The sequence below is a fragment of the Variovorax sp. P1_H2 genome, from assembly GCF_056405295.1.
On record NZ_JBFUCJ010000110.1, the window covers coordinates 1 to 24658 of the forward strand.

The window sequence follows — 24658 nt, forward strand, 5'->3', positions numbered from 1 at the left end:
GCCTGCGGCCCCCTCGGGGGGCAGCGACCACACGCAGTGAGGGCGCGTGGGGGCTGGCCCAGGCCGGCGCCGGGCCGCCCCAAGGCGGCCTGCGGCCCCCTCGGGGGGCAGCGACCACACGCAGTGAGGGAGCGTGGGGGCCGACTCTAGACCCGGCCGCCGTAGGCGGAGGTGATCTCGTCGGCAGCCGCGCGCACCGTGGCGCCGAGCCGTGCGAAATCGGTGCTCTTGATGCGCTGCGTCGGCCCGACGAGCGAGATCGCGCCAAAGGGCTGGCCATGCTCGTCGCGGATCGCGGCGGCAATGCATCGCAGGCCGACCGCGTTCTGCTCGTCATCGATCGCATGGCCTGCGCGGCGTACCTCGCCCAGCGTCTCATGCAGTCGCGATGCGCGCGCGATCGTGTTGTTGGTCAGCTTCGGCAGGCCATAGGTACGCAGGTACTGCAGCACGTCGTCCTCTGCCATCGCTGCCAGGATCGACTGTCCCATCGCGGTGCCGTGCAGCGGCGCCCGGAACCCCGGCTTGCCGATGGCCCGCATCAGTTCACGGCTTTCCACCTGCGTCACGAAGACGATGTCGCCGAGATCGGCAATGCCCAGGTTGATGCTCTCGCCGGTGCTGTCGCGCAGGCGCCGCATCACGGGCAGCGCGAGATGGGCGATGCGCCGGCGCCGCGCGAACGCGGACCCAACGGAGAAGCAGCGCACGCCCACATACCAGAGGTTGGTTTCGCGGTCGAACTGGACGAAGCGCCGTTGCTCGAGCGTCGTGAGCAGGCGGTGGGCCGTGGACGAAGACAGCCCGCTGTGCGCCGCGATGTCGACCAGCCGATAGCCTTCGTCATCCTCGGCGAGGAGTTCCAGCAACTGCATGGCCCGCGTGAGCGACTGCACGGTGCCGTCGCTGTCCCGGTCGATGCGGGTGACTCTGGTTGACTTTCCGGGTAGGCGAGGCGAGAGGGCTGTCATGGCGTGCCTTATGCAAGTTGCGCGCCATCGGCCTGAGGTCCCGGAACGCGATCCGCCCCCGGATGGTCGGTGACAACCGGCATGTCAAACACAGTGTTTACACCGATGTCGACATAATTTTCGGCCGCCTGCCCGATCGACCCCGGCGGCGCTATGCCACGGCCGGTGTCGGCACGGCCCGCGGCCTGGACCTGACTTCCGCGAACCCTCGACCGTAGTGGCGCTCCAGGCGGACCTGAACCAGGTTCCAGAGCGAGGTCAGCACCAGGTAGAAGCAGGCGGCAACGCAATAGAGCTCCAGCACCTCGAACTTGGACTGCATGAGCACCTGGCTGCGGCGCATCAGTTCCTCCATCGAGATCACCGACGCCAGCGAAGTGGCTTTCAGCAGGCCGTTCACGGAGTTGCCGAGCGGCGGGATGATGATCCGGATCACCTGCGGCAGTGTCACGAGCCGCAGCGTGGCCACGCGCGACAGGCTCAGCGCCTTCGCGGCCTCCACCTGGCCCTTCGCGATCGCGGAGAAGCCCGCGCGGATCGTCTCGGACAGGTAGGCCGCCTCGTTGAGGCTGAGTGCCAGCACGGCGGACGTCAGCACGTCGAAGCGCACGCCGAGCTGGGGCAGGCCCGTATAGATGATCACGAGCTGCACCAGCAGCGGCGTGCCGCGGAAGACCCAGACGTAGAAGCGCGCGGGCGCGGAGAGAATCTTCCTGCTCGACATGCTTCCCAGCGCCAGCGGCAGCGCCAGCACCAGGCCGATCAGGATCGTTGCCACCGTCAGAGCGATCGTGATCCCCACGCCGCCGAGCAGATAAGGATTGACCAGGTAGCCCAGGAAGGCATCGACATTGAACATGCAGGACCTCTCTGCGTCTTTTGCTTACTTCGGCGCCGGACCGGGTCCGCGAATGGCGAAGCGCGGGTCTTTCAGGCGGGTCATCTTGAACTGGTCGAACAGCTTGTCGTAGACGCCTTCCGCCTTGAGCTGGGCCAGCGCTTCGCCGGCCGCCTGGGCCGTCGTGCGGTCGCGGAAGGCGAGCGTGATGTCGGTACCGTTGATGCCGTTGAGCCAGACCTTCGCGATGCCGCGTTCCGCGAACACGGCGGCGGTCTCGTCGATGTTGATGCCCGCCTCGAGCTGGCCCGCGCGCAACGCGGCCGTCGTCTCGGAGGCGGTGGCAAAGGTGCGGAAGTCGATCGACTTCAGCCCCTTGGCCACCATCTCGGCGTTGTACTCCCGTGACTTGCGCTCCTGGTAGGTGCCGGTCTCGATGCCGACCACGTGCCCCGAGAGGTCCTCGAACTTGGTGAGTTTCAGCGCGCTCGAGGGCACGGTGTAGATGCTCATCGCCTGCTGGCCATAGGGGATCATGTACATGAGCTTCGAGCGCTCCTCGGTCCAGAACATGCCGGTGTTGATCACGTCGAACCGGCCCGCCTGCATGGCGGGGATCATCGGCGGCATGTCCATGCGGATGAAGACGGCCTCGAGGCAGAGCTTGCGCGCCACCGCGCGACCCAGCTCCACGTTCAGGCCCTGCAGTTCGCCCTTGTCGTCGACGAACTGCTGCGGGGGCAGCGTCGGATTGATGGACATCTGCAGCTTGCCCGCGGCAACCAGGTGCTCGGCGGAAACCTTGGGCGTGCAGGTCTGCGCGAACGCCGTGCTGCACAACGCGGCGCCGAGGACGGCACCGCAGATCGACTTGGACAGGAACATGGGACTCTTTCGTTGACGGACAGTGGACAGGAAGGAAATCGGAAGACTACTCAAGTCGCGCTCGCGGGCGGTCTGCAGGCGACGAGCGCCAGGTGGACCGCCTCGATCACGCATTCGCCGCGCTGGTTCATCAGCTTCAGCGCCTCGGTCACGACGCCGCGATCGCCGCGTTTGGCCATGCGCTTGTCGACGAAGCGGAACGAGACGTGGACTTCGTCGCCGGCGAACACGGGTCGCAAGAATCGCACCTGATCCCAGCCCAGCGAGGCGATCGAACTGTTCTCGTAGAGACCGAGTCCGGTCTTGAGGCCTTCGATCAACGAAAGGCCGAGAAGGCCGTGCGCGATGACACCGGCGAAGCCGCGGGAGCGGGCGTAGCCGCGGTCGATGTGCAGCGGATGATGGTCGTGCGTGAGGTCGCCGAAGCGGGCGATGTCCGCTTCGCTCACGGCATGGGGGCCGGTCGCGAAAGCCGCCCCGACCTCGACGTCCTCGTAGTACAGATCGCGCCCCGCGTTCATGCCGATTGCTCCGGCGCGGAACGCGGGCAGAGCGTGACGAAGTGCTCGCGCAGTCCCATCGGACCGCGGCGGAAGATGCGCGCGTCCATGGCCTTCAGCTGTTCACTGACCCGGACCGGGAAGCCGATCTTGTCGAGCACGTCTTCACGCAGGCGCACGCCCGGCGCCAGTTCGGTCAGCACCAGGCCGTCGGGCTCGAGCTCGAACACCGCCCGGTCGGTGACGAAAGTCACCTGCTGGCCGCGCTCGCGCGCGAGCCGGCCCGAGAAGCTGATCTGGTCGACCTTCGGCACGAACTTCCGGAAGGCGCCGTCGCGGCGGATGTCGAGTCCGCCGTCCGTCACGACGATGTCCGGATCGCCGCCGGTCAGCGAGCCGTTGAACACCAGGCGCCGGGTGTTCTGCGTGATGTTGATGAAGCCGCCCGCACCATCGTAGCGTTCGCCGAAGCGCGTGACATTGACGTTGCCGTGAACGTCCACCTGCGCGAAGGAGAGAAAGGCGCAGGTCAATCCACCGCCGTCGTAGAAGTCGAACTGGTAGGACTGGTCGAGGATCACGCGCGGGTTCACGGCCGTGCCGAATTCACGCGCATGGCCGGGCACGCCGCCGACCACGCCGGACTCGACCGTCAACGTGATCAGCTCTTCGATGCCTTCCTCGGCCGCAACGTTCGGGATCATGGCCGACAGGCCCACGCCCAGGTTCACGACATCGCCGGGCCGCAGTTCGAAGGCCGCGCGGCGCGCGACCACGCGGCGCGCATTGAGCGGATCCGGCGGGATCGAGGAACTGGGCACGATCGTCTCGCCGCAGCGCGCCGGGTCGTAGCGCGTCGCATAGGTCTGCATCTGCTCGGGCTGCACGACGAAGTGGTCGATCAGGAAGCCCGGGATCTTCACCATGTGCGGATGGAGCGTGCCGCGCCGCACCAGTCGCTTGACCTGGCAGATGACCGTCCCGCCGGCGTTGTGCACGGCCTGGGCCATGGAGAGGTCTTCGCGCGCGGTCGCCTCGTGCTCCATGCTCACGTAGCCGTCCTCGTCCGCGGAGGTGCCGCGGATGAGCGCCACCGTCGGCACGGCCGGCGCCCGGTAGAACAGGTAGTCGCGGCCGGCCACATGCACCAGCTCGACCAGCTCCTCGACGGTGCGCGCGTTCATGCGGCCACCCTCCTGCCGCGGATCCATGTAGGTCTGCAGTCCCACGTGCGTGAGCACGCCGGGCTGCTTGCCGGCCATGGCGCGGCACAGGTGCGTCATGACGCCCTGCGGAAAGTTGTAGGCCTCGAGCTCCTGGCCGGTGATCATCTTCATGAAKGGCAGCTGCATGCCGAAGTTGCCGCCGATCACGCGCTTGACCAGGCCCGGATGCGCGAAATGGCACAGGCCCTTCTCGGTCAGCGCGCCCACGCCGGTGATGTGGAAGAGGGTCAGGTCGTGCGGACCGTCGCCCGCCAGGAAGCGGCGCTCGATGGCGTCGAAGACCGCCTCGGGCACGCCCGAGCCGCCGTTGCCGCCGGCCAGGACCACGTCGCCATCGCGCAGCAGCGCCGCGGCGGCCTCGGGGGTGATGCAGCTGATCATCGTGCCGCCCTCCTCACGCCAGTTCCTTCTCGACCTGGCGCGCGATGATCAGGCGCTGGATCTGGTTGGTGCCTTCGTAGATCTGCGCGAGACGCACGTCGCGAAACAGGCGCTCGATGCGGTAGTCGCGCGAATAGCCGTTGCCGCCGTGGATCTGCAGCGCGTTGGACACATGGCGCATGGCCATGTCGGTGGTGAAGAGTTTGGCCTGCGCGCCTTCCTTGGCGATCGAACGGCCGGCATCCTGCAGTCGCGCACCGTGATGGATCAGCAGCCGCGCGGCGGCGATGTCGGTGGCCATGTCGGCCACCATGAACTGGATGGCCTGGAAGCCCATGATCGGCGAGCCGAACTGCTTGCGCGTGGTGGCGTAGGCCACCGCGTCTTCCATCGCCGCCTGCGCCATGCCGAGCGCCATCGACGACATGAGCAGGCGGGAGAAGTTGAAGTTGCCCATGGCGGTCTTGAAGGCCTCGTTTTCCGCGCCGATCAAGGCCGACGCCGGTACCTCGACGTTCTCCAGGACGATCTGGCAATCCTCGAGGCCATGCATGCCCAGCAGTTCTTCGTTCCTGCCCCGCGTCACGCCGGGCCGTGAGGCATCGACCATGAAGCAGCTGATCGATCGGTGTCCGGCTCCGCTGCCCGTGCGCGCGAAGACCATGATGCGGTCCGCCACGCCGCCCAGCGTGACCCAGGCCTTGGTGCCATTGAGCACGTAGCCGCCCGGCACGGGACGCGCGCTCGTGGTGATGCTGGCCACGTCCGAACCGTAGTCGGGTTCGGACATCGCGGTCGCCATGACGATCGAGCCGTCGAGGATGGCCGGGATCAGCGCCTTCTGGCCTTCGTTGCCGTGATGGTGAAGGAAGAGCGCGGCCTCGACCGGAATGGCGAAAGCGTTGCCGATCGCGCCGGAGCAGCGCGCCAGCTCCTCCATCGCGAGGCACACGCTCACGGTGTCGAGTCCCGACCCGCCGGCGGACTCCGGCAGGCTGATGCCGAACAGGCCGAGTTCGGCCATGCCGCGATACAGCGTGCGATCGAAGCGGTCTTCGCGATCGATCGCCGCGGCGCGCGGCAGGATCTCGCCTTCGGCGAATCGGCGGGCAGTCTCGCGCAGGGCGCGCTGGTCTTCAGTCAGGAAGTGGGTCATGTCGTCAAAGGTGCAAGGGGTTCGTCGCTGGCGAGATGGCCGTCGTGGGCCACCTCGTCGCGTTCGCGGTCGAGGAAATAGATGGCGACGTCGGCGCTCGGCGTGCGAAAGCAGGTCGCGAGCGCCGGCGTCAGGTGCCGGGCCGCATCGCGGCGCGCCTCGGGGCTGCGCCGATAGGCATGCACCTTGACGAAGATGCGCATGCCGCGCCCGTCGTGGCCATGTCGGCCCTCGTGCGCATAGTCGTCGCTCGCAACGGTCTGGAAGAAGACGGTCACCGTGGCCGGCGAGACGTCGAAGGCGCGGACGATGCCATCGGTGACGGCGGTTGCCGCGCGCTGCTTGTCGGCCGCCGGGGCGGATGGGCAAAGGATCTCGATGTAGGGCATGGTCAGCGCGCCTCGAAAGCTTGGCAGGACGAACGTTCGACGAGACGCGAACCGATGCGGTATTCGCGGCCGCTGTTGGCCACGCCGCCGAGTCGCTGCATCAGGCGGTCGACCGCGAGGGTGGCCATCTCGGCCGCGCCGCTGTCCACCACGCTGAGCGCGGGCCGCTGCCATTCGAACCAGGGCGAGTCTTCGCAGAAGAGAACCGACAGGTCCTGCGGGATCGCAAGGCCCCGCTCGGCGATCACGCGCAGCACGCCCAGCGAAGACTCGTGATTCGCCACGAACAGCGCGCTGGGCGGTGCGGGCAGCGACAGCAGGCGATGGGTGGCCACCACGCCGGTCTGCGGTGCATAGCGGCCGGCCTCGATCAGCTGAGGGTCGAACGGCAGGCCCGATTCCTGCAGGGCACGCTGGTAGCCCGCGAGGCGCTCCTTGCCCGAGGTCGTATCGCCCATGCCCACGATCAATCCGATTCGCCGATGGCCGAGTTCCAGCAGACGCCGCGTGCCGGCGCAGGCGCCGTCCAGGTCGGCAGCCAGCACCGACTCAAGCGTGACGTCTTCGACCCGGCGCACGGCACAGACGACCGGGATGCCGGCGCTCTCCATCGCCAGCAGCTGCGCCCCGTTGGCGCCGGTGGGCACCGCGATCAGCCCGTCGATGCGGTGGTCCATGAGCGTGCGCAGGATCTCCAGTTCCTGCTTCGCATCGTCGGCGCTGATGGTCAGGATGACCTGGTAGCCGAGCAGCTGCATGCGCGCCTGCACCACCGATGCCAGGACCTGGAAGGAGGCGTTGTCGAGGTTGTGCACCGTCAGCCCGATCAAGCGCGAGCGGCGGGTCTTGAGCGCACGCGCGAAGGTGTTGGTGCGATAGCCCAGTGCCGCGGCGACCTGCACCACATGGCGCTGGGTGGCGGGGTTGGCGAGGCTCGAGCCTGCCAGCGCCCGCGAGGCGGTGGCGATCGAGACATCGGCCGCCCGCGCCACGTCGCGCAAGGTCACCGCCATGTCGGAGCCGACGCGTTGAAGGTCGTTGTAAACGTTTGCATTTTTTCATGATAGGGACGGCGTTTTTGGGGCGTCAACCATTCATTTCTTGAATAGGAAATACCAAGTTTCTGATTGCAAACGATTCCAGCCGGCTCGCATACTGACCCGCTCGTCTTCAACTTTTTCAGCCATGGTCTATCCCCTCTCCGGCGTCGGCGGCATCTGGCCGGCCACGCTCACTCCCTTCCTTGCGGACGGTCGGATCGACGACGCGGCGCTGGTCGCCCACATCCGCGACGTGGCGGGCACCACCGGGGTGCGGGCGGTGGTCGTCAACGGGCATGCGGGCGAGGCCTCGTCGCTCGATACCGCCGAACGCCGCCATGTGATCCGCTTGGCCGTCGAGGCGGCGGGCCCGGTGCCGGTGGTGGCGGGGATCGTCGCGGAGGACACCCGCACCGCCTGCGCGCTCGCTCGCGACGCTGCCGACGCGGGCGCCTCGGCACTGCTCGTGTTCCCCCCGGCCTTGTTCGCCCATGGTGCGGCGGCGCGGCCCGAAATGGTGCGGCGCTTCGTCACCGAGCTGGCAGGCGCGACCGCACTGCCCCTCGTCCTCTTTCAACTCTCGCGCGCGTCGGGTGCGGCCTTTGCCACGCCACTGCTGGTCGAACTCTGCGCCGCGCTGCCGCAGATCATCGCGGTCAAGGACGGCACCGACGTGCCCGAAGCCTACGAGGACAACCTGCGGGCCTTGCGCGCCCTGCCCCGGCCCGTGACCGTCCTCAGCACCAACAACAGCTGGCTCTTCGCCTCGCTGGCCTATGGCGCGCAGGGCATTCTTTCGGGCCTGGGCAGCGTCGCGGCCCCGCTTCTGGCGACGCTGCACGACGCGATGGCGCGCGGCGACCTGCCGTCCGCGCGGGCGGCGAACGATCGGCTGGTGCCGCTTTGCCGTGCCTTCTATCGCGCCCCCTACGTCGACAGCCACAGCCGGATGAAGACGGCGCTGCACCTCATGGGAAAGCTGCCCCGCCCCGATGTGCGCCCGCCGCTGCTGCCGCTGCCGCCCGAGGACGTGGCCCGCGTGCGCGCCGCGCTGGTGGCCGCCGGACTTCTCGCCACCGATGTCCAGGCGCTCGAACCATCGATCCTCCCCACTGCCAGGACGCCCGCATGACTGCCATGAACGCCGAATCCCCCGCCCAAGCCGAACTCGTGATCCGCCTGGTGAATGTCCAGAAGTGGTACGGCGATTTCCAGGTGCTGCGCGACATCAACCTCGAAGTCCGGCGCGGCGAGCGCATCGTCATCTGCGGCCCCTCGGGCTCGGGCAAGTCGACGCTGCTGCGCTGCGTGAACCGGCTGGAGGAACACCAGCAGGGCCAGATCGTGGTCAATCGCACCGAGCTGACTTCCGACATGCGCCGCATYGATGCCGTCAGGCGCGATGTCGGCATGGTGTTCCAGCATTTCAACCTGTTTCCCCACCTGACGATCCTGGAGAACTGCACGCTCGCACCGATCTGGAGCAAGAAGTACAGCCCCGCCGAAGCACGCAAGGTGGCGATGTCGTACCTGGAACGCGTGCGCATTCCGGAGCAGGCGCACAAATACCCCTCGCAGCTCTCCGGCGGACAGCAGCAGCGCGTCGCGATCGCACGGGCGCTGTGCATGGGACCGAAGGTCATGCTCTTCGACGAGCCGACGTCGGCACTCGATCCGGAAATGGTGAAGGAGGTGCTGGACACCATGGTCTCTCTGGCCGAGGACGGCATGACCATGCTGTCGGTCACGCACGAAATGAATTTCGCGCGGCAGGTCGCCAACCGCGTGATCTTCATGGACCGGGGCGCCATCGTCGAGGACGCGCCCCCGGAGGAATTCTTCGGCCATCCGAAGCACGAGCGCACCCGGCTGTTCCTGAGCCAGTTGCTGCATTGAGACGCTTCCGGCCCGCCGCTAGGGAGCCGGCATCGCGACCTCGACCGGCGCATCCAGCGCACGCTCTTCAAGATTGAGACCCTCGCCGACGCGGTCGATCACCAGGAAGTCGCTGCGCTCGCGCAATGCGAGCAGCGGGTGGTGCCAGGTGCCCCGCGCGTAGTTGACACCCTGGCCAGCGCGCGCCAGGAAGGCGAAAAGCTCGCCGGGCCGCCCGCCGATGTCGGGCGCGACGACCACCAGGTAGGGCGCCGTGCCGAGCGGCACGAAGGCCTGCGAGCCGAGCGGATGTCGCTCCATCAGCCTGAGCTGCACCGGCTCGGCGCGCGGCTCGGCACGGAACACGCTCAGGGAAGGACGACCGCCCGCCTCGGTCGCGTCGATCGTCGCGAGGTCGTGGAAACGGGTCGCGGAACCCTGGTTGACGGCGATCCTTTCGGCGCCGTGCAACTCGATCACTTCGCCGAAAGGCGCGAAGGCCTGCGCGCTGAGCGGCCGGGCATCGATCACGCGCATGCCGCACCGGCCAGCGGGGCGAGCCGCTGGCGCACGAAGTTGCGGACGTGCGCTTCGAACTCCATGAAGCCTTTCACGGCCAGGAATTCCGGCGTCTCGTAGACCCAGTCGCCCTCGACTTCGTACACCGCGGCATAGCGAGGCCCCCCTTCGAGCGAAACGAAGCGCCGCGCGCTGAGCCAGCCGGGGCAGGCCAGCAGGGCCGGGATATGCACCTGGTCGTACCAGCGGTTGAAGGCCGCCTCGTGCGCCGGGTCGATATCCACGCGCACGATGTGCAGGTTGCTGCCGGCGCTCACGACGCGGCCTCCGGCTTCTTCACGCGCGGGTACTTGAGCGTGGCTTCGGCCTTGAGCACCTCCTTGCCCTCGTCGTTGGTGGCGCTGGCGCACCAGGTGACAGTGCGCGTGTAGTCATCCATCTTCGAGATCCAGACCCTGAACAGGACGGTGTCGCCGTAGAACACCGGGCCCGTGAACCAGAAGCGGTCCTCGATCGAGACGCCGAGGGTCCCCGCAAGTTCGGCTGTCAGCACGCTGGTGCAGATGCCGGCGACCATGATGCCGGGCGCGAGGCGCTTGCCGAATCGGGTGCCGGCGGCGTAGCTGTCGTCGACATGAACCGGTCCGAAATCGCCGGTGGCCGCGATGTACAAGGCACCGTCCGCCTCGGTGATCGTCTTGCGCACCCGCACCTCGTCGCCCACGTGCAGACTGTCGAAGGGCTTGAGTTCGTACACCTCAGGCCTCCGCCTTCACCGGCACCAGCGTTGCCGTTCCCCGCGCCACGAGCGCGCCGTCCGGCAGCGTGCAACGCAGCGCGCAGGACACGCCATGCGTTGCCCGGGCCGTGACCTCGACGCGGGCCTCGACGGTCGCGCCCACGACCACCGGCTTCACGAAGTCGACCTGCAGGCCGCCCAGTCGCCAGGCCGGCCCTGCGAGCCGGTTCAATGCCGTGGTGGCCAGCCCCAGCGCGTTCAGCTCGAAGGCAAGCATGTCGTCGAAGCCGCTGTCGCGGGCCGCGCGCCGGTCGACGTAGAGCGGCGCCATGTTGCCGCTGATGCCGGTGAACATCGCCTGCTCGGCGACGGTGAGGGTCTTGCGGAACGACATCGTGTCGCCGACCTGGATTTCGCTCATGAATGGGACTCCTGCCAATGGAATGGATTTGCGGCGCGCGTCACAGGACGAGGCCGTGCCGGATCACGCTGCGCGCGATCAGCATGCGGTGGATCTCCGAGGTGCCGTCGTAGATCCGGGTGACCCGGCTGTCGCGGTAGATGCGTTCGAGCGGCAGGTCCTTGCAGAAGCCCATGCCGCCGAAAACCTGGATCCCGCGGTCGGCCACGCGCCCGATCATCTCCGAGGCGTAGAGCTTGACCATCGACACCTTGTCGCGCGGCTCGCGGCCTTGGTCGAGCTCCCACGCGGTGTTGAGCACCATCATGCGGGTCGCGAAGATCTCGGTGGCCGAGTCCGCGATCATCTGCTGCACCATCTGGAAGTCGCCGATGGGCTGGCCGAACTGCTTCCGGTCCGCCGCATGGCGGCGCATCATCTCCAGCACCCGTGTGGCCATGCCGACCGCGCGCGCGCCGATGTGCGCCAGCCGGATGCCCGCGACGCTGTTCATGATCAGCTTGAAGCCGCCGCCGACCGTGCCGAGCACGGCATCCTTCGGGATGCTGCATTCCTCGAAGACCAGTTCCGCGTGCCCGTAGCCGCGATGCCCCATCATCGGCTGCGTGCGCGTGACGCTGAATCCGGGCGTGCCCTTGTCGACCAGGAACAAGGTGATGCCGCCGCGCGCGCGTTTCGTCTTGTCGGTGAGCGCCATCACGATCACGTAGTCGGCGATGTCGCCGTCGCTGATGAAATGCTTGCCGCCGTTCAGCACCCAGCGGTCGCCCTCCAGCCGCGCAGTGGTCGAGATGGACGCTGCATCCGAGCCGGCGCCGGGCTCGGTGATCGCCATGGCGCAGATCTTGTCGCCCTTGACGGTCGGCAGCAGATAGCGCTCGCGCTGCGCCTCGTCGCAGGCAAGCAGCATCGGATAGACCTGGCCGAAGACGCGCCGGATGAGTGCATCCGAGGTCTTGCCGAGTTCTTCCTCGACCAGGCACATGCTGAGGTTGTCCAGGCCACCGCCGCCCGTCTCCTCGGGCATGTTCATCGCGTAGAGGCCGAGTTCCCGGGCCTGTGCGCGCACGCGTCGCAGTGCGGCTTCGGGCACATGGCCCAAGGCCTCGGTCTCGGCCTCGAGCGGCTGGACCTCCTGGGTCACGAACCGGCGGACGGTGTCGACGAGAAGTTGCGTGTCCTGGGAAACGGAGAAGTCGAGCATGTTGGGGGATAGGTTGAAGGGAAGTCGTGTCAGGCCCGTGCCGGCGCGCCGACCACGCGGGCGGCGAGCAGGCGATCGATCTCGTCGGCCGCGTAGCCGAGTTCGCCCAGGATCTCGCGCGTCTGCGCGCCGAGGCGCTGCGGCACGCGCTCGATCGGCGGCGCCTCGCCGTCGTAGCGCAGCGGGTGATTGATCATCGTGATCGGCTCGCCCTCCGCGCCGGCACGGGTGATGAAGGTGTCGAGGTGCGCGAGCTGCGCGTCGGCGCGCAACGCTTCGTAGTCGCGCACCGGCGCATGCCAGATGCCGCTCGCGGCGAGCGCCGGGAGCCACTCGGCGGTCGTGCGCTCGGCCACGCGGCGGGCGACCAGGCGCGTGATCTCGTCGCACCGGTCGAAGCCGTCCTGCGACGTGAACGCCGCGAGCGCGGGCAGCTCGAGCGCAACGGCCAGGTCGGCCGGCGCCGCCATGGAGATGGCGAGGTGGCCATCGGCGGTCGCATGAATGCCCGAGGGCCCGGCGCTGCACCAGCTCCCCAGGCCGTCCTTCCCGCGCGGCCCGTTGTCGCGCGCGCCATTCATCCAGGCCGTGATGGACTCGGCCTGCAGATCGACCGCCGCCTGCAGCAGGCTGCCCTCCACGAGGCAACCCTTGTGGGTGCGTTCGCGGCTCAGCAACGCGGCGAGGATGCCCATGGCCAGCAGCGACGCCGCGTGCTGATCGACCACGACCGGACCGGTCGGCGTCGGAGGACCGTCGGCGCGGCCGCTGCGCGCCGCGAGGCCGGAGCGCGCCTGCAGCAGCAAGTCCTGCCCCGGCAGGTCGCGGTCGGGGCCATCGGCGCCGTAGCCGCTCACCGAGGCATAGACGATGTCCGGACGAAAGGCCTTGACCTGTTCGTAGCCGAGGCCCATGCGGGCCATCGCGCCAGGACGGAAGTTCTCCATCACCACGTCGGCCTTGCCGACGAGCCGATGGGCAATGGCCTTGCCGGCCTCCGACTTCATGTCGAGCGCGAGGCTGCGCTTGTTGCGGCCGGTCGTCAGCAGGTTCACGCTCTGCCCGGCGACAAATCGGTTCGCCACCGCCCATTTGCGATGGAAGGCACCGTCGAGGGGTTCGACCGCGATCACGTCGGCGCCCATGTCGGCCAGCCACTGCGCGGCCATCGGCCCGGCATGGAAGTGATTGAAACTGACGATGCGGAATCCGGTGAGCATGGTGTGTCGGCGTGGCGCGAAGGGTTGCAACGGCTTTGACGATAGCCCCGCAAGCGCGCACCGCGACGCTTCGGCCCTATCAGGTTTGGTGCGGCGACTATCAGTGCGGCCCATAGTGCAGAGGCCTGGCGCTGCCGCTTGCCCGGCAGCGCTATAGGGCACGCTTATAGTCGMCGCGCAAAAGCGGATAGGCCCTCGCGCCCTGGCGCCGCTATGGTCGACGCATCCTGTCGAATGCGCGCCGCGCGACCCCATGGCCTCAGAGATCACCGAACGCTTTCGCGGCGTCTTCGCCGCCACCGTCTGTCCCTTGCGCGACGACGGCGCCATCGACGAGCACGCGCTGGCCGCCCACGTATCCGCCGTCGCGGGCGTCGACGGCATCCACGGACTGCTGATCAACGGCCACGCGGGCGAGAACTTCATGCTGAGCCGCGATGACAAGCGGCGCCTGACCGCCATCGCGCGCAGCGCCTGCCCACCGGGCACCACGCTGGTCTGCGGCATCAACGCCGAGGACAGCCGCGAAGCGCGGCGCCACGTCGAGGACGCGGCCGACGCCGGCGCGGACGCGGTGCTCGTGTTTCCCCCCTTCTCCTGGGCGCTGTCGCAGGACGATGAAATCGCACTGCGGCATCACCGCATCGCGACCGCCGGCGGGCCGTTGCCCTTCTTCGTCTACCAGGCGGGCGTGCGAGCCGGTGCGCTCGCCTACACGCCCGACGTGCTCGAGCAGCTGGTGCAACTGCCGGGCGTGATCGGCGTCAAGGAGGGCAGCTGGGAGACCGCCGCCTACGAATCGAACCGGCGGCTCGTCCGGCGCGTGGCCCCCGACGTGCTGGTGCTGGCCTCGGGCGACGAACATCTCTTCACCTGCTTCGCGCTCGGCACCGAGGGCAGCCAGGTCAGCCTGGCCTGCGTGGCTCCGGAACTCGTGGTGGGCCTCTACCGGGCCGTGCAGGCCGGCGACCTGCAGGCCGCCCGACAATGGAACGACCGCATCCGGCCGCTCGCGCGCGCGATCTACGGCACGGCGCCGGGCGGTCACGCGAACGCCCGGCTCAAGGCCTGCCTGATGCTGCTCGGCCGCATCCCGAGCGACACGATGCGTCCCCCCATGGGCCCGCTGGGTCCGGGCGAAGTGGAGATGCTCGCCCGAGCCCTGCGCGAGGCCGGCCTCTGAGGCCCTTCTCCCCCAACGACTGCCTTCGTCCACGGAGCCCACTTGAACACCACACTCATCCGCAACGGCCGCATCGTGACCGCCGTCGACGACTATCGCGCAGACCTGCTGATCGAAGACGGGCAGGTCGCCGCCATCGGCCGGCAGCTCGCGGCCGGACCCGACGCCCGGGTGATCGACGCCGCAGGCCTGCTGGTCCTGCCCGGCGGCGTGGATTGCCACACCCACCTGGAGAACACCTTCGGCGACTCCACGACCTGCGACGATTTCGAGTCGGGCACGCGCGCCGCGGCCTTCGGCGGCACGACGACGATCATCGACTTCGCCTTCCAGAACAAGGACACCAGCCCGCTCGAGGCCATCGCGCGCGCGCAAGGCAAGGCGTCCGCCGGCGCGAGCATCGACTATGGCTTTCACGTGATCCTGACGCAGGTCGACGACGCCGTGCTGGGGGACATGCGCTACGCGATCCGCCACGAGGGCGTCACCAGCTTCAAGATGTTCATGGCCTACCCGGGAACGGTGATGGTCGACGACGCCGCCATCTTCCAGGCCATGCGCCTGGTCGGCGAGCACGGCGGGATGGTGGCGCTGCACGCCGAGAACGGGAACGTGATCGAACTGCTGATCCGCGAGGCACTGGCGAAGGGCCACACCGCGCCGAAGTACCACGCCCTCACCCGGCCCGCGATCCTCGAGGGCGAAGCCACGCACCGCGGCATCAAGCTCGCCGAGCTGGCGCGGGCACCGGTGTACTTCGTCCACCTGTCGGCCAAGGAAGCGCTCAAGCACGTGATCGAGGCGCGCGATGCAGGCATCCCGGTGTTTGCGGAGACCTGCCCGCACTACCTCTTCCACGATGACTCGGTCTACGACAGCGAGGACTTCTCGGTCGCGAAGTACGTCATGACGCCGCCGCTGCGCTCCAAGGAATCGCAGGACGCGCTCTGGACCGCGCTCAAGACCGACGACCTGCAGCTGGTCTCCACCGACCACTGTCCGTTCTGCATGAAGGAAGGCCACATGGGCCGGGTCCACCAGAAGCAGCATGGACGGCACGACTTCTCGAAGATACCGAACGGCGCCCCCGGCATCGAGACCCGCATGACGGTGATCTACGACGGCGGCGTGCGAAGCGGCCGCATCTCGCTGAACCGCTTCGTCGAGCTGACCTCGACCGCGCCGGCCAAGCTGTTCGGTCTCTTCCCGCGCAAGGGAACGGTCGCGGTCGGCMGCGACGCCGACCTGGTGCTCTTCGATCCCGATGCTGCGCACACCCTTTCGGCCCATACCCACCACAGCCATTGCGACTACAGCCTGTTCGAAGGCCGCCACGTGCACGGCGCCGTGAAGAAGGTCTTCTCGCGCGGCGAGCTGATCGTCGACGACGAGGACTGGCTGGGCCGGCCTGGCCGTGGCCGCTTCCAGTCCCGGGGAGAAGTCGGTGGCTTCTGAAGCGATTCGCGTCAACTGCTCGCGCGCTACATCGCGGGAGGCATGCGCTTCGTGCTGGCCGGCAACGACACCGATCTGCTGATCGCCGCAGGCACGCAGCGGGTCGAGGCGCTTCGCGCCCGAGCCTACTGCGGTCCGGTCCCGCGGATCGCGATCACCCGCTCCGGCAGCTTGGTCATGCCGTACTGGTCGAGCACCTTGTCGTAGGTGCCGTCGGCGACCATGTCGTTGAAGGCCTTGACCACCGCGTCGGCCACCGGCTTCGAACGGAAACTCATCATCGTCGGCGACGCGCCCTGCGCCGGCAGGAGCATCACCGCCTGGCCGGCCTTCACGAAGGCGCCGCCGGCGTAGTTGGGAAAGGCGGCGATGTCGACCTGGCCCGCACGCAAGGCGGCCATCACATCGCTCGCGGTCGGAAAGGCCCTGATCTGAATCGACTTGCGGCCCTTGGCGACGTTGTCCTTCTCGCGCTCGCGCAACCACTTCTCCTGGTACGAGTCGCTCTCGACGCCGACGGACAGGTCGGTGACGTCCTCGGGCGAGGCCAGCTTTCGCTTGCTGCCGGGAGGCGCGACCAGATCGATGGCCGCCATGGCGTAGGGCACGGCCCACATCATCCTGGAGCGCTCCTCGGTCCAGAACATCCCGGTGTCGATGCCGTCGAAGCGCGCGGACTTCAGCGCCGGGATCATGGCCGGGAAGTCCATTCGCACCATGTCGGCCTTCAGGCACAGGCGCCACGCCAGTTCATTGGCAAGATCGATGTTCAGCCCCTTGAGTTCGCCCGTCGAGTCCACATACTGAAGCGGGCGCAACGTCGGATTGGTCGACAGCATCAGCTTGCCCTCGGCGACCAGCTCGCTCTTGGGCAGGGTGGGTGCGCAGGTCTGCGCAAGCGCGGTCATCGATACGAGAGTGCTCGCCAGCGCAAGGGCGGAGAACACGAAGCGCGGTAATGTGAGGGTCATGTCGAGTACGTGGTGGAAGTGTTGATGCGATGGGCCGAGCAGGATCCGGGCCTCAAGAATAGCGACGGCCTTCGCACGCACTCAATTCAGTTCCCGGCGGGAACTATAAGCAGGCGCTATAGGCCCGGCGCGCTATCATCGGCGCCGCGATCGCCCCCACCGTGGCCGTCCTCCTCGATGTCCGATTCCTCCTATCGCGCGCTGATCAACCTTCGGCAACTCGAGGTGCTGCGCGCGGTCATGCGCTACCGCACCACGATCGGCGCCGCCGAAGAGCTCGGCATGTCGCAGCCTGCGGTGAGCAATGCGATCAAGCTGGTCGAGACGAAGATGGGCATGTCCCTGTTCGACCGCGTCAGCAACCGGCTGGTGCCGACCGCCGATGCACGCATCCTGCTGGCCGATGCCGAGCCGCTTTTCACGGTTCACGAGGCCATCCAGCGCAAGGCCTGGGACCTGCGATCCGGCCGCACGGGGGTGCTGCGCGTGTATGCCACCGCGGAGCTTTCGCAATACCTGGTGCCGAACGTGCTCCGACTCTTCATCGAAGAGCATCCGCAGGTGCAGGTCACGATCGAAACCGTTCGCATGGATGCACTGCTCGAGGCCGTCGAAAGCGGCAGCGCCGACATCGGTGTCGCGATGAAGCCGCCGGTGCGCCAGAGCCTGACGCGCGACGTGCTGATCGAGGCAGAGCTCATGTGCATCTGCCCTCTCGACGCCGCCCTGTCCTCGCAGCCGGTCCTGACGCCCTTCGATCTGCGCGATCGGCGCATCATCGGACCGGCGCCCGCCAGTCCGCTCGGCGCCATGCTGGACCAGGCATTCGAGCGCGGATCCCATGCCTACTTTCCGGACATCGAGGTGCGTTTCGCCAACGTCATCGCACCGCTGGTCGAGCAGGGTCTGGGCATCGGGTTCGTCGACGAGATGACAGCGCGCTTCCGCCCGGACGCCAAATTCACGGTCCATCGCTTCCGTCCGCGCATCGCGATCCCCGTGTGCGCCATCCTGTCGCGCGACAAACCGCCGCCAAGGCTGGCACTGTCCTTCATGTCATACGCCCGCCAATACATGCAGAAGAAGCTGGTCGAGGCGCCGGCGGCCCGCGAACCGATCGGCGACAGCGGCGTCGCCTGAAGCATGACCGAGCCCGGCCTCGGCGCTATAGCCCGGTGTCGCCCGCAACCGGCTCGGCGTTGTCGAGCCAGGCATTGACCAGCGTATAGGACACCGCCAACAGGACCGGACCGACGAAGATCCCGACCAGCCCGAAGCCGAGCAGGCCGCCGATGACCCCGGCGAAGATCAGCAGCAGCGGCAGGTCGGCACCGCGCTTGATCAGCATCGGGCGCAGGAAATTGTCCATGGTGCCGACGATCACGGTCCACACCAGCAGGAAGACGCCCCAACTGGTCGACCCGTGCCAGAAGACCCAGATCGTCGCCGGCGCCAGCACCAGCGTCGGCCCGAGCTGGACGATGCACAGCATGAACATCACCGCGGTGAGCAGGGCCGCGAAGGGCACGCCGGCGATGGCGAGCCCGATGCCGCCCACCACGGCCTGGACGATCGCCGTCACGCCCACGCCGAGCGCCACGCCCCGGATCGCCTTGCCCGCCAGCACCACGGCGTCCTCGCCGCGCGGCCCGCCGAGCCGGCGGCCGAATCGCCGGACCTCGTTGGCCGCCGATTCGCCCCCCGCGTACATCAGGCCGGCAATGACCACGGTCAGCAGGAACTGCAGGGTCAGCGCACCCACCACACCGGCCTGCGAGAACAGCCAGCCCGTGACGCGCGAGGCATAGGGCGTGACCTTGGCCTCCAGGCCCGAAACCCCCGACGACACCAGTTCGTCCCACGCCAGCGTCAGCTTCGGCCCGACGAAAGGCACGCGGCCGATCCAGTCGGGAAGCTGGGGCGGGCCCTTGCTGATCTGCAGCCTGAACCAGGCGATGACTTCGTCGGCGTTGGCCGCGATGGTCGAGATCGCCATCGTCAGCGGCAACACGAACAGGAGCAGCAGGATCAGCATCATCACCAGCACCGCGAGGCTGCGCCGCTTCCAGAGCCGGGCCTCGAACCACAGCAGCGCGGGCCAGGTGGCCACCACGACCATGACGGCCCAGATGGTCGCGCCGAGGAACGGCCGCAGGATCCAAAGCGAGGAGCCGATGAGCAGGACGATGGTCAGCACGTTGAACGTGATCTTGGCAAGGTCCGAGCGCGTGTCGTTCATGGTGCTTCACCCTTTTCGCTGAATGCCCCGCGGTCCTTGCGATGGCGGCCCGCGGCGGTGGCGCCATCGTAGCCGAGGACCGGCGGGCAGCCGGCTGCTCGATTCAGGGTGAGCGGTGCAGGCGCGGCGCCGACAGCGCATCGATGCTCTGCGCGATCGTCTGGTCGACGTCGCGCCAGCGCCCGGACAGGCCGGCTTGGGCCATTGCCGCTCTGAGGGCGAGGATGTCCTTCACGCTCGGCGCGACCTTGATCTGCGCGATGGCCGCGTCGGTGTTGCCGCCCTTGAGGAGCATCAGCACCTTGGCCGCCCATTCGCTTGTTCGTGCCATGGAGTCACCTGCTTCGGATCGGGGAGCCGACTTTACACCGGCTCCGGCGCCCGGCTGTCGTCCGGCGCGGTGACGGACCCGAAGCGAAGCTCCGCGAAAGCACGGACCGGGAAGGCTGCCGCATCCTTCGCCTTCAGCGGGACGGAAAAAAAGCGGAACGGCGCGCCGTGCAGGCGCGACAGTCCGGTGAGGTTCTCCACGATGAGGATGCCTTGCCTCAGAAACCGGGTATGTGCCGGACGTTCTGGATCCTGCGTGGAGTCGACGTTCGCGCAGTCCACCCCGAACAGGGCGATTCCCGCATCGCAGAGCCGCGCCACCACTTCAGGCGAGACGAACGGGTGCAATCGGTAGGTCTGCGTTCCCCAATGGCGATCCCAGTCGAAGTTGACGAGCACTGCCCGACCTGCGAGATGCTCGGGAAACCGCAGGTCTGTCCACCCCAGCTGCTGCCTGGGGCCCGCGTGCCGGGCGTCGATGACGACGCCGTCCAGCACCAGGCGGCTGAGTTCGATGGAAGCGACATCGTCCGCACCTTCGAAACGGTGACGCGGGGCATCCATCTTCGTGCCGACGGAGCTCTGGAATGCCACGTCGGAGATCTCGAACGAGGCCTTGTTCTCGTAGTGCGGGAGCGACTGCGCATGCGTCATGTAGGGTCGAATGTGCGCCGTGAGTTCGACTGTTTCGCCGTCTTCCTGCTTGAAGAGGACGCCGGGCATCCCGTCGTGGAATACGTGAGAGAGGTCGACAAACATTTGTTCATCCCCGCTTGACTTCGGCGCAGACACCTGCGTTGCGCTGGCGGCTCGCGCTCAGTGCCGATCGTGAGGGCACCATAGGATGCAAGGGGCGGGCAGTCAAGGGCGCTCGAAGCGGTCAGTGCAAAGAACATGCGGTCGAGGCGCACGGTGTCGGCGACAGCGCGCATCTCATGTGTCCTTCGGGTCGAAGAAACGTCGAGACAGACCGTCACGCCCAGGATAGAACTTGAAGTAAGGCCGCGCCTGATCAATGGTGAGCGCCACCGATGGATGGTCCATCAGCCGCTCGAAGTAGGCAGCCAGGCGCACGTGCCGCGGCGACAGGGGCACGTAGGTCACGGCATAGAACAAGGCGGGCGCCGCGGCGCAGTCGGCCATGCTGAACGCATCGCCGGCCACCCAGGTTCGCCCTTCAAGATGGCGGTCGATGAACGCATAGGCCGACGACAGGCCTTCTCGCGCCCGAGTCACGCCGTGTGCGTCGCGATCCCCTTCCGGGCGCAGAAGGTCGGCGGTGAACACCTGCATCGGGGTCATCACGTACAGGTCGAAGAGCCGGTCCCACAGACGCACGTCGAGCGCGGCGTCCGGGTCATGCGGGATGAGGGTGCGGCCGGGGCGCGCATGGTGGCGCTGCAGGTGCTCGATGATGATGCTGGTCTCGGGGACGGGCCGGCCCTGGTCGACCAGCAGCGGCATCTTGCCCGTGGGACAAAGCGCCAGGTAGGCCGCTCGCTCGACGGGGTCGGACAGATCGAGCAGCCGCTTGTCGATCTCGACGCCCAACACGTCGACCGCAATCAAGACCTTGTGGCAATAGGACGAGAGCGGATGGTAGTGCAGCGTGGGAGCAGTCATGAGACTCCAAATGGTTTCCAAAATTGAGCGGACGACCTATCGGGAGCCGTTGGCTTCCAGACGACGATCGACGTGTGCTCGGCGCGCACCATCGTGACCTTGATGCCGGGCACGGGCGTGATGGTGCCGCTCTTGTTGAAGCGCGGCACCAGGTTGGCGGGCAGGATGCCCAGCAGGCCCACGGTCTGGTTCATGTCGCCCGGCGCGTACATCGGGATCTGGTGCATCAGCGCCAGCGCCGGCGCCGGCGCATCCGCGAAGTGATCGAGGTGGCCGTGCGTGACAAGCAGCAGGTCGACCTTGCCCAGGGCCTCGAGGTTCTTGTATTCCGCCGGCGTCACGGGGTTCTGGCGCAGCCAGGGGTCGGTCACGATCACCTTGCCGCCGGGCGTGGTGATGCGGAAGGCCGACTGGCCCAGCCACAGCACCTCGGTCTTGCCCGCGGCCGGCTGCTGCGCCATCGCCATCGCCATCGCCATCGCCATCGCCATCGCCATCGGCCATAGTGCCGCCAGCAGGACGACGCGCAGGAACTTCATCAGCATGCTCATCTTCTTCTCCTTGTTTCGAATCGAAAAGCGCGGTTTCGTCCTAATCCACGGTGATTCGAGCGGCCTTGATCACGCGCTCCCAGCGCTTCATCTCGCTGGCGATCAGCTGGCCGAAAACCTGGGGCGTCGCGGGTGTCGCTTCGGCCCCCTCCGCGGCCAGTCGGGTTCGGACTTCGGCCGAATCCAGCGATCGGTTGATCTGCTGGTTCAGCGTCGAGACGATCTCGGCCGGCGTGCCGGCCGGCGCGACCACGCCGTACCATTGGTCGGCTTCGAAGCCCTTGGTGCCGGCGATGCCGCTCTCGGCCACGGTCGGCACCTCCGGCAGCAGCGCGATGCGGCGCGGACTGGAGACCGCCAGCGCCCGCATCGTCCCGGCCTTGATGTGCGGCAGCAGCGCCGGGGCGCCGGTGAAGAGCATCTGCAACTGGCCGGCCAGCAGGTCGTTGATCGAGGGCGCGGTGCCTCGATACGGAATGTGCAGGAAGGAGGTCCCGGTCTGCAGCTTGAGGTATTCCATCGTGATGTGCGCGGCGCTGCCGTTGCCGCCCGAGCCGTAGGCCAGCTGGCCGGGTCGCGCCTTCGCCAGGGCGACCAGCTCGGCCAGCGTGCGGGCCGGCACCGACGCATGCACCACGAGCACGTTCGGCACGCGGGCCACCCAGGCCACCGGTGCGAAGCTGCGCAGCGGGTCGTAGCCGAGCTTGGGATAGAGCGAGGGATTGATTGCCAGCGTGCCGACATGCCCCATGAGCAGGGTGTAGCCATCCGCAGGCGACCGGGCGACTTTCTCGGCGCCGACCGATCCGCCGGCCCCGGGGACGTTCTCGATCACGACGGCCTGGTTCCATGCGCGGCCGAGCTCCTGCCCGATGGCACGGCCCAGCACGTCCGAGGAACCTCCGGGCGTGAAGGGCACGATGAGGTGCGGCGGGCGGGTCGGATAGGCCTGCGCCAGCGCCGTGCCGGCCGCGCCCCACAGTGCGCCGCCGGCGGCCGCGAGGCAGGCCTGGCGACGGGTGATGCCGGGTGTCATGGTTCTCCTTGGGTCTGGTCGCCGGGGCGCCTTCAATCGGGCTTGATGTTGGCTTCGCGGATCAGCTTGCCGTAGCGCGCCGCGTCGCTCTTGAGCAGCTTGTCGAACTGCTCGGTCGGCCCGGGCAGCGGGATGCCGCCGGCCGCGGCCAGCTGCTCGCGCACTTCGGGCGAGTCGATCGCCTTCTGCACCGCGGCGTGCAATTGGGTCAGTACCGGCTTCGGCAGTCCGGCCGGCGCAACGAAGCCGTACCAGACGCTGGCCTCGAAGCCCGGATAGCCGGACTCGGCGACGGTCGGCACGCCAGGCAGCACGGCGGAGCGTTCGGCACTCATCACCGCCAGCACGCGCAGCTTGCCGGCCTTGGCCAGCGGCAGCGCCTCGAGCGCATTGACCGCCACCACGTCCACATGCCCGCCGAGCACGTCGGTGAGCGCGGGCGCACCCCCCTTGTAGGGCACGTGGCGCAGCGACAGCCCGGCGGTGTGCTGGAACAGCTCCATCGCCAGGTGCGGCGTCGAGCCGTTGCCCGGGGTCGCCACGGTGATGCCGCCCGGCTTCGCCTTCGCAGCCGCCACCAGCTGTTCCAGGGACTTGAACTCGGAGCCCTCGCGCACCGTGAACACCACCGGCACCCGTCCCACCAGCGCCACCGGCGTCAACTCGCGCGCGAGGTCGTAGGGCGCCGGCTGGAACAGCGAGGGATTGACCGCCAGTGCGTTGGCCGCCAGCAGCAGGGTGTAGCCGTCGGGCGGACTGGCGATCAGCGCCTTGACGGCAATGTTGGTGCCGGCGCCCGGCTTGTTCTCGACCACCACGGGCTGGCCGAGGATGGCCGACATCCGCTGGCCGACCGAGCGCGCGATGGCGTCCACCGCGCCGCCGGCGCTGTAGCCGACATAGACCTTCACGGGCTTCGACGGGAAAGCGTCGGCGGCGCCGGCGTTGGGCAGCGTGCCGAGCGCCAGCGCCCCGGCGAGGGCGAGGACGAGGCGGCGAGACAGAGGTGTGATCATCTTGGGTTCCGGGTTGAAAGGGGTGCCGGGGCGGGCCGCATCGCCCCTGCGCGCAGGGTCAGGTCCCCTGCAGCGGTTCCTCGAAATTCGACAGCAGCCGGGCCCGTCCGGCATGCACGTGGCGCTCCGCGGCGGCGCGGGCGCGGGCCTTGTTCGACGCCACGATGGCCTCGAAGATGGCGCGATGCTCGGCGTTCGAGCGCCGCATGTTGCCCGGCACGTTGAAGTACTTGCGCCGCACCAGATGCAGTTCTTTGACGTAGTCGTCGTAGGCCTGGTGGGCGCGCCGGTTGTTCGAGATCTCGAGGATCAGCGAGTGGAACTGCAGGTTCAGCTCGTAGTAGAGCGTGCCGTCCTCCGCTTCGCAGGCGGCGTCCATCGCATCGAGCAGCGCCTCCATCCGCTGGCGGTGCTCTTCGGTGCAATGCTCGCAGGCACGGTCGGCCGCATAGCCGAACACCAGCGCGCGCAGCTCGTAGATCTCGATCATCTCGCGCAGCGACAGCTGCCGCACATAGACGCCGCGGTTGGCGACCGCCGTGACCAGGCCCAGGCCCGCCAGCACCTTGATCGCCTCGCGGATCGGGCCGCGGCTGGTGCCCATGCGCAAGGCCAGCGCCGCTTCGTTGAGCCGCTCGCCGGGCTTGAACTCGCCGCTGTAGATGAGCTGCTTGAGTTCGGTCACGATGGCCTGCGAAAGGCCGGCGCCGCGGGGGCTGGAGGAGAGGGTCGACATGCACAAATCCTACCTGCAGACGGAACAGCGCACGCCCCTCGGCCCGGCGAAGCGACGAGCGTGGGGCCAGGCCRGCGCCGGGCCGCCCCAAGGCGGCCTGCGGCCCCCTCGGGGGCAGCAAGTACACGCAGTGACGAGCGTGGGGGCCACCAGG

The 24658-nt window shown here is 68.1% G+C and carries 28 protein-coding genes; 5 read left to right on the forward strand and 23 right to left on the reverse strand.

Going from position 1 to position 24658, the window contains the following annotated elements:
- Window positions 1–146: 146 nt before the first annotated feature.
- From AC1D2E_RS27965 to AC1D2E_RS28000, 8 genes are all read right to left on the reverse strand, one after another.
- Complete coding sequence (locus AC1D2E_RS27965) at window positions 147–971, reverse strand: IclR family transcriptional regulator (protein WP_478200418.1); 825 nt, start codon at window positions 969–971, stop codon at window positions 147–149.
- Window positions 972–1122: 151 nt separating this feature from the next.
- The gene (locus AC1D2E_RS27970) at window positions 1123–1830 is read right to left on the reverse strand and encodes an amino acid ABC transporter permease (RefSeq protein ID WP_478200419.1); all 708 of its coding nucleotides are present in this window, start codon (window positions 1828–1830) and stop codon (window positions 1123–1125) included.
- Between the two features lie 24 nt (window positions 1831–1854).
- Window positions 1855–2694 (reverse strand): transporter substrate-binding domain-containing protein, encoded by an 840-nt coding sequence (locus AC1D2E_RS27975; protein ID WP_478200420.1) that lies wholly within the window; start codon window positions 2692–2694, stop codon window positions 1855–1857.
- A gap of 50 nt (window positions 2695–2744) precedes the next feature.
- The gene (locus AC1D2E_RS27980; protein ID WP_478200421.1) at window positions 2745–3215 is read right to left on the reverse strand and encodes a MaoC family dehydratase; all 471 of its coding nucleotides are present in this window, start codon (window positions 3213–3215) and stop codon (window positions 2745–2747) included.
- Window positions 3212–4801 carry an acyl CoA:acetate/3-ketoacid CoA transferase gene (locus AC1D2E_RS27985; protein ID WP_478200422.1) on the reverse strand — a complete coding sequence of 530 codons (1590 nt, stop codon included), beginning with the start codon at window positions 4799–4801 and terminating at the stop codon, window positions 3212–3214. The genes AC1D2E_RS27980 and AC1D2E_RS27985 overlap by 4 nt, the downstream gene beginning before the upstream one ends.
- A gap of 13 nt (window positions 4802–4814) precedes the next feature.
- Window positions 4815–5957 carry an acyl-CoA dehydrogenase family protein gene (locus AC1D2E_RS27990; RefSeq protein ID WP_478200423.1) on the reverse strand — a complete coding sequence of 381 codons (1143 nt, stop codon included), beginning with the start codon at window positions 5955–5957 and terminating at the stop codon, window positions 4815–4817.
- Entirely contained in the window at window positions 5954–6346 is a 393-nt protein-coding gene (locus AC1D2E_RS27995) for a tautomerase family protein (protein WP_478200424.1), read from the reverse strand. The genes AC1D2E_RS27990 and AC1D2E_RS27995 overlap by 4 nt, the downstream gene beginning before the upstream one ends.
- A gap of 2 nt (window positions 6347–6348) precedes the next feature.
- Window positions 6349–7359, reverse strand: coding sequence for a LacI family DNA-binding transcriptional regulator (locus tag AC1D2E_RS28000; protein WP_478200425.1), 1011 nt, complete (start codon window positions 7357–7359; stop codon window positions 6349–6351).
- Between the two features lie 172 nt (window positions 7360–7531).
- Here AC1D2E_RS28000 and AC1D2E_RS28005 point away from each other — a divergent pair, with 172 nt between their 5' ends.
- Both AC1D2E_RS28005 and AC1D2E_RS28010 read left to right on the forward strand, forming a co-directional pair.
- Window positions 7532–8518 carry a dihydrodipicolinate synthase family protein gene (locus AC1D2E_RS28005; RefSeq protein WP_478200426.1) on the forward strand — a complete coding sequence of 329 codons (987 nt, stop codon included), beginning with the start codon at window positions 7532–7534 and terminating at the stop codon, window positions 8516–8518.
- A 5-nt stretch (window positions 8519–8523) separates the two neighbouring features.
- Window positions 8524–9282 carry an amino acid ABC transporter ATP-binding protein gene (locus AC1D2E_RS28010; RefSeq protein ID WP_478200445.1) on the forward strand — a complete coding sequence of 253 codons (759 nt, stop codon included), beginning with the start codon at window positions 8524–8526 and terminating at the stop codon, window positions 9280–9282.
- Between the two features lie 18 nt (window positions 9283–9300).
- Here AC1D2E_RS28010 and AC1D2E_RS28015 read toward each other — a convergent pair whose 3' ends face one another.
- Genes AC1D2E_RS28015 through AC1D2E_RS28040 form a run of 6 tightly spaced genes read right to left on the reverse strand, consistent with a single transcriptional unit; the run spans window position 9301 to window position 13364 of the window.
- A complete protein-coding gene (locus AC1D2E_RS28015; RefSeq protein ID WP_478200427.1) occupies window positions 9301–9798 on the reverse strand; it encodes an ureidoglycolate lyase in 498 nt (165 codons plus the stop codon).
- Window positions 9789–10097 (reverse strand): hypothetical protein, encoded by a 309-nt coding sequence (locus AC1D2E_RS28020; RefSeq protein ID WP_478200428.1) that lies wholly within the window; start codon window positions 10095–10097, stop codon window positions 9789–9791. The genes AC1D2E_RS28015 and AC1D2E_RS28020 overlap by 10 nt, the downstream gene beginning before the upstream one ends.
- Window positions 10094–10537: a MaoC family dehydratase gene (locus AC1D2E_RS28025; RefSeq protein WP_478200429.1), complete on the reverse strand. Its 444-nt coding sequence runs from the start codon at window positions 10535–10537 to the stop codon at window positions 10094–10096. Before AC1D2E_RS28025 ends, AC1D2E_RS28020 begins: the two co-directional genes overlap by 4 nt.
- Window position 10538: 1 nt before the next feature.
- Complete coding sequence (locus tag AC1D2E_RS28030) at window positions 10539–10940, reverse strand: MaoC family dehydratase (RefSeq protein ID WP_478200430.1); 402 nt, start codon at window positions 10938–10940, stop codon at window positions 10539–10541.
- A gap of 40 nt (window positions 10941–10980) precedes the next feature.
- Complete coding sequence (locus AC1D2E_RS28035; RefSeq protein WP_478200431.1) at window positions 10981–12144, reverse strand: acyl-CoA dehydrogenase family protein; 1164 nt, start codon at window positions 12142–12144, stop codon at window positions 10981–10983.
- A 29-nt stretch (window positions 12145–12173) separates the two neighbouring features.
- On the reverse strand, window positions 12174–13364 hold the full coding sequence (locus AC1D2E_RS28040) for a CaiB/BaiF CoA transferase family protein (RefSeq protein ID WP_478200432.1): 1191 nt from the start codon (window positions 13362–13364) through the stop codon (window positions 12174–12176).
- A gap of 253 nt (window positions 13365–13617) precedes the next feature.
- Between AC1D2E_RS28040 and AC1D2E_RS28045 the strand changes: the two genes are divergently transcribed.
- Complete coding sequence (locus AC1D2E_RS28045; protein ID WP_478200433.1) at window positions 13618–14547, forward strand: dihydrodipicolinate synthase family protein; 930 nt, start codon at window positions 13618–13620, stop codon at window positions 14545–14547.
- A gap of 42 nt (window positions 14548–14589) precedes the next feature.
- Window positions 14590–16002, forward strand: coding sequence for a dihydropyrimidinase (gene hydA, locus AC1D2E_RS28050; RefSeq protein WP_478200434.1), 1413 nt, complete (start codon window positions 14590–14592; stop codon window positions 16000–16002).
- 125 nt (window positions 16003–16127) lie between these two features.
- Here the strand turns inward: hydA and AC1D2E_RS28055 are convergent, their stop codons facing one another.
- Window positions 16128–16973: a transporter substrate-binding domain-containing protein gene (locus tag AC1D2E_RS28055; RefSeq protein WP_478200435.1), complete on the reverse strand. Its 846-nt coding sequence runs from the start codon at window positions 16971–16973 to the stop codon at window positions 16128–16130.
- A gap of 12 nt (window positions 16974–16985) precedes the next feature.
- Between AC1D2E_RS28055 and AC1D2E_RS28060 the strand changes: the two genes are divergently transcribed.
- On the forward strand, window positions 16986–18113 hold the full coding sequence (locus AC1D2E_RS28060; protein ID WP_478200436.1) for a LysR family transcriptional regulator: 1128 nt from the start codon (window positions 16986–16988) through the stop codon (window positions 18111–18113).
- A 25-nt stretch (window positions 18114–18138) separates the two neighbouring features.
- On the opposite strand, the gene ydiK is transcribed toward AC1D2E_RS28060, so the two are convergent.
- From ydiK to AC1D2E_RS28100, 8 genes are all read right to left on the reverse strand, one after another.
- Entirely contained in the window at window positions 18139–19212 is a 1074-nt protein-coding gene (ydiK, locus tag AC1D2E_RS28065) for an AI-2E family transporter YdiK (protein ID WP_478200437.1), read from the reverse strand.
- Window positions 19213–19315: 103 nt separating this feature from the next.
- Window positions 19316–19543: a hypothetical protein gene (locus tag AC1D2E_RS28070; protein WP_478200438.1), complete on the reverse strand. Its 228-nt coding sequence runs from the start codon at window positions 19541–19543 to the stop codon at window positions 19316–19318.
- A gap of 32 nt (window positions 19544–19575) precedes the next feature.
- Window positions 19576–20301, reverse strand: a complete 726-nt coding sequence (locus AC1D2E_RS28075) for a cyclase family protein (protein WP_478200439.1) — start codon at window positions 20299–20301, stop codon at window positions 19576–19578.
- 174 nt (window positions 20302–20475) lie between these two features.
- Complete coding sequence (locus AC1D2E_RS28080; RefSeq protein WP_478200440.1) at window positions 20476–21165, reverse strand: glutathione S-transferase family protein; 690 nt, start codon at window positions 21163–21165, stop codon at window positions 20476–20478.
- Window positions 21162–21716, reverse strand: coding sequence for an MBL fold metallo-hydrolase (locus tag AC1D2E_RS28085; RefSeq protein ID WP_478200441.1), 555 nt, complete (start codon window positions 21714–21716; stop codon window positions 21162–21164). Before AC1D2E_RS28085 ends, AC1D2E_RS28080 begins: the two co-directional genes overlap by 4 nt.
- A gap of 40 nt (window positions 21717–21756) precedes the next feature.
- A complete protein-coding gene (locus AC1D2E_RS28090; RefSeq protein WP_478200442.1) occupies window positions 21757–22752 on the reverse strand; it encodes a Bug family tripartite tricarboxylate transporter substrate binding protein in 996 nt (331 codons plus the stop codon).
- Window positions 22753–22784: 32 nt separating this feature from the next.
- Window positions 22785–23768 (reverse strand): Bug family tripartite tricarboxylate transporter substrate binding protein, encoded by a 984-nt coding sequence (locus AC1D2E_RS28095; protein ID WP_478200443.1) that lies wholly within the window; start codon window positions 23766–23768, stop codon window positions 22785–22787.
- Between the two features lie 58 nt (window positions 23769–23826).
- Complete coding sequence (locus tag AC1D2E_RS28100; protein ID WP_478200444.1) at window positions 23827–24504, reverse strand: GntR family transcriptional regulator; 678 nt, start codon at window positions 24502–24504, stop codon at window positions 23827–23829.
- Window positions 24505–24658 lie beyond the last annotated feature (154 nt).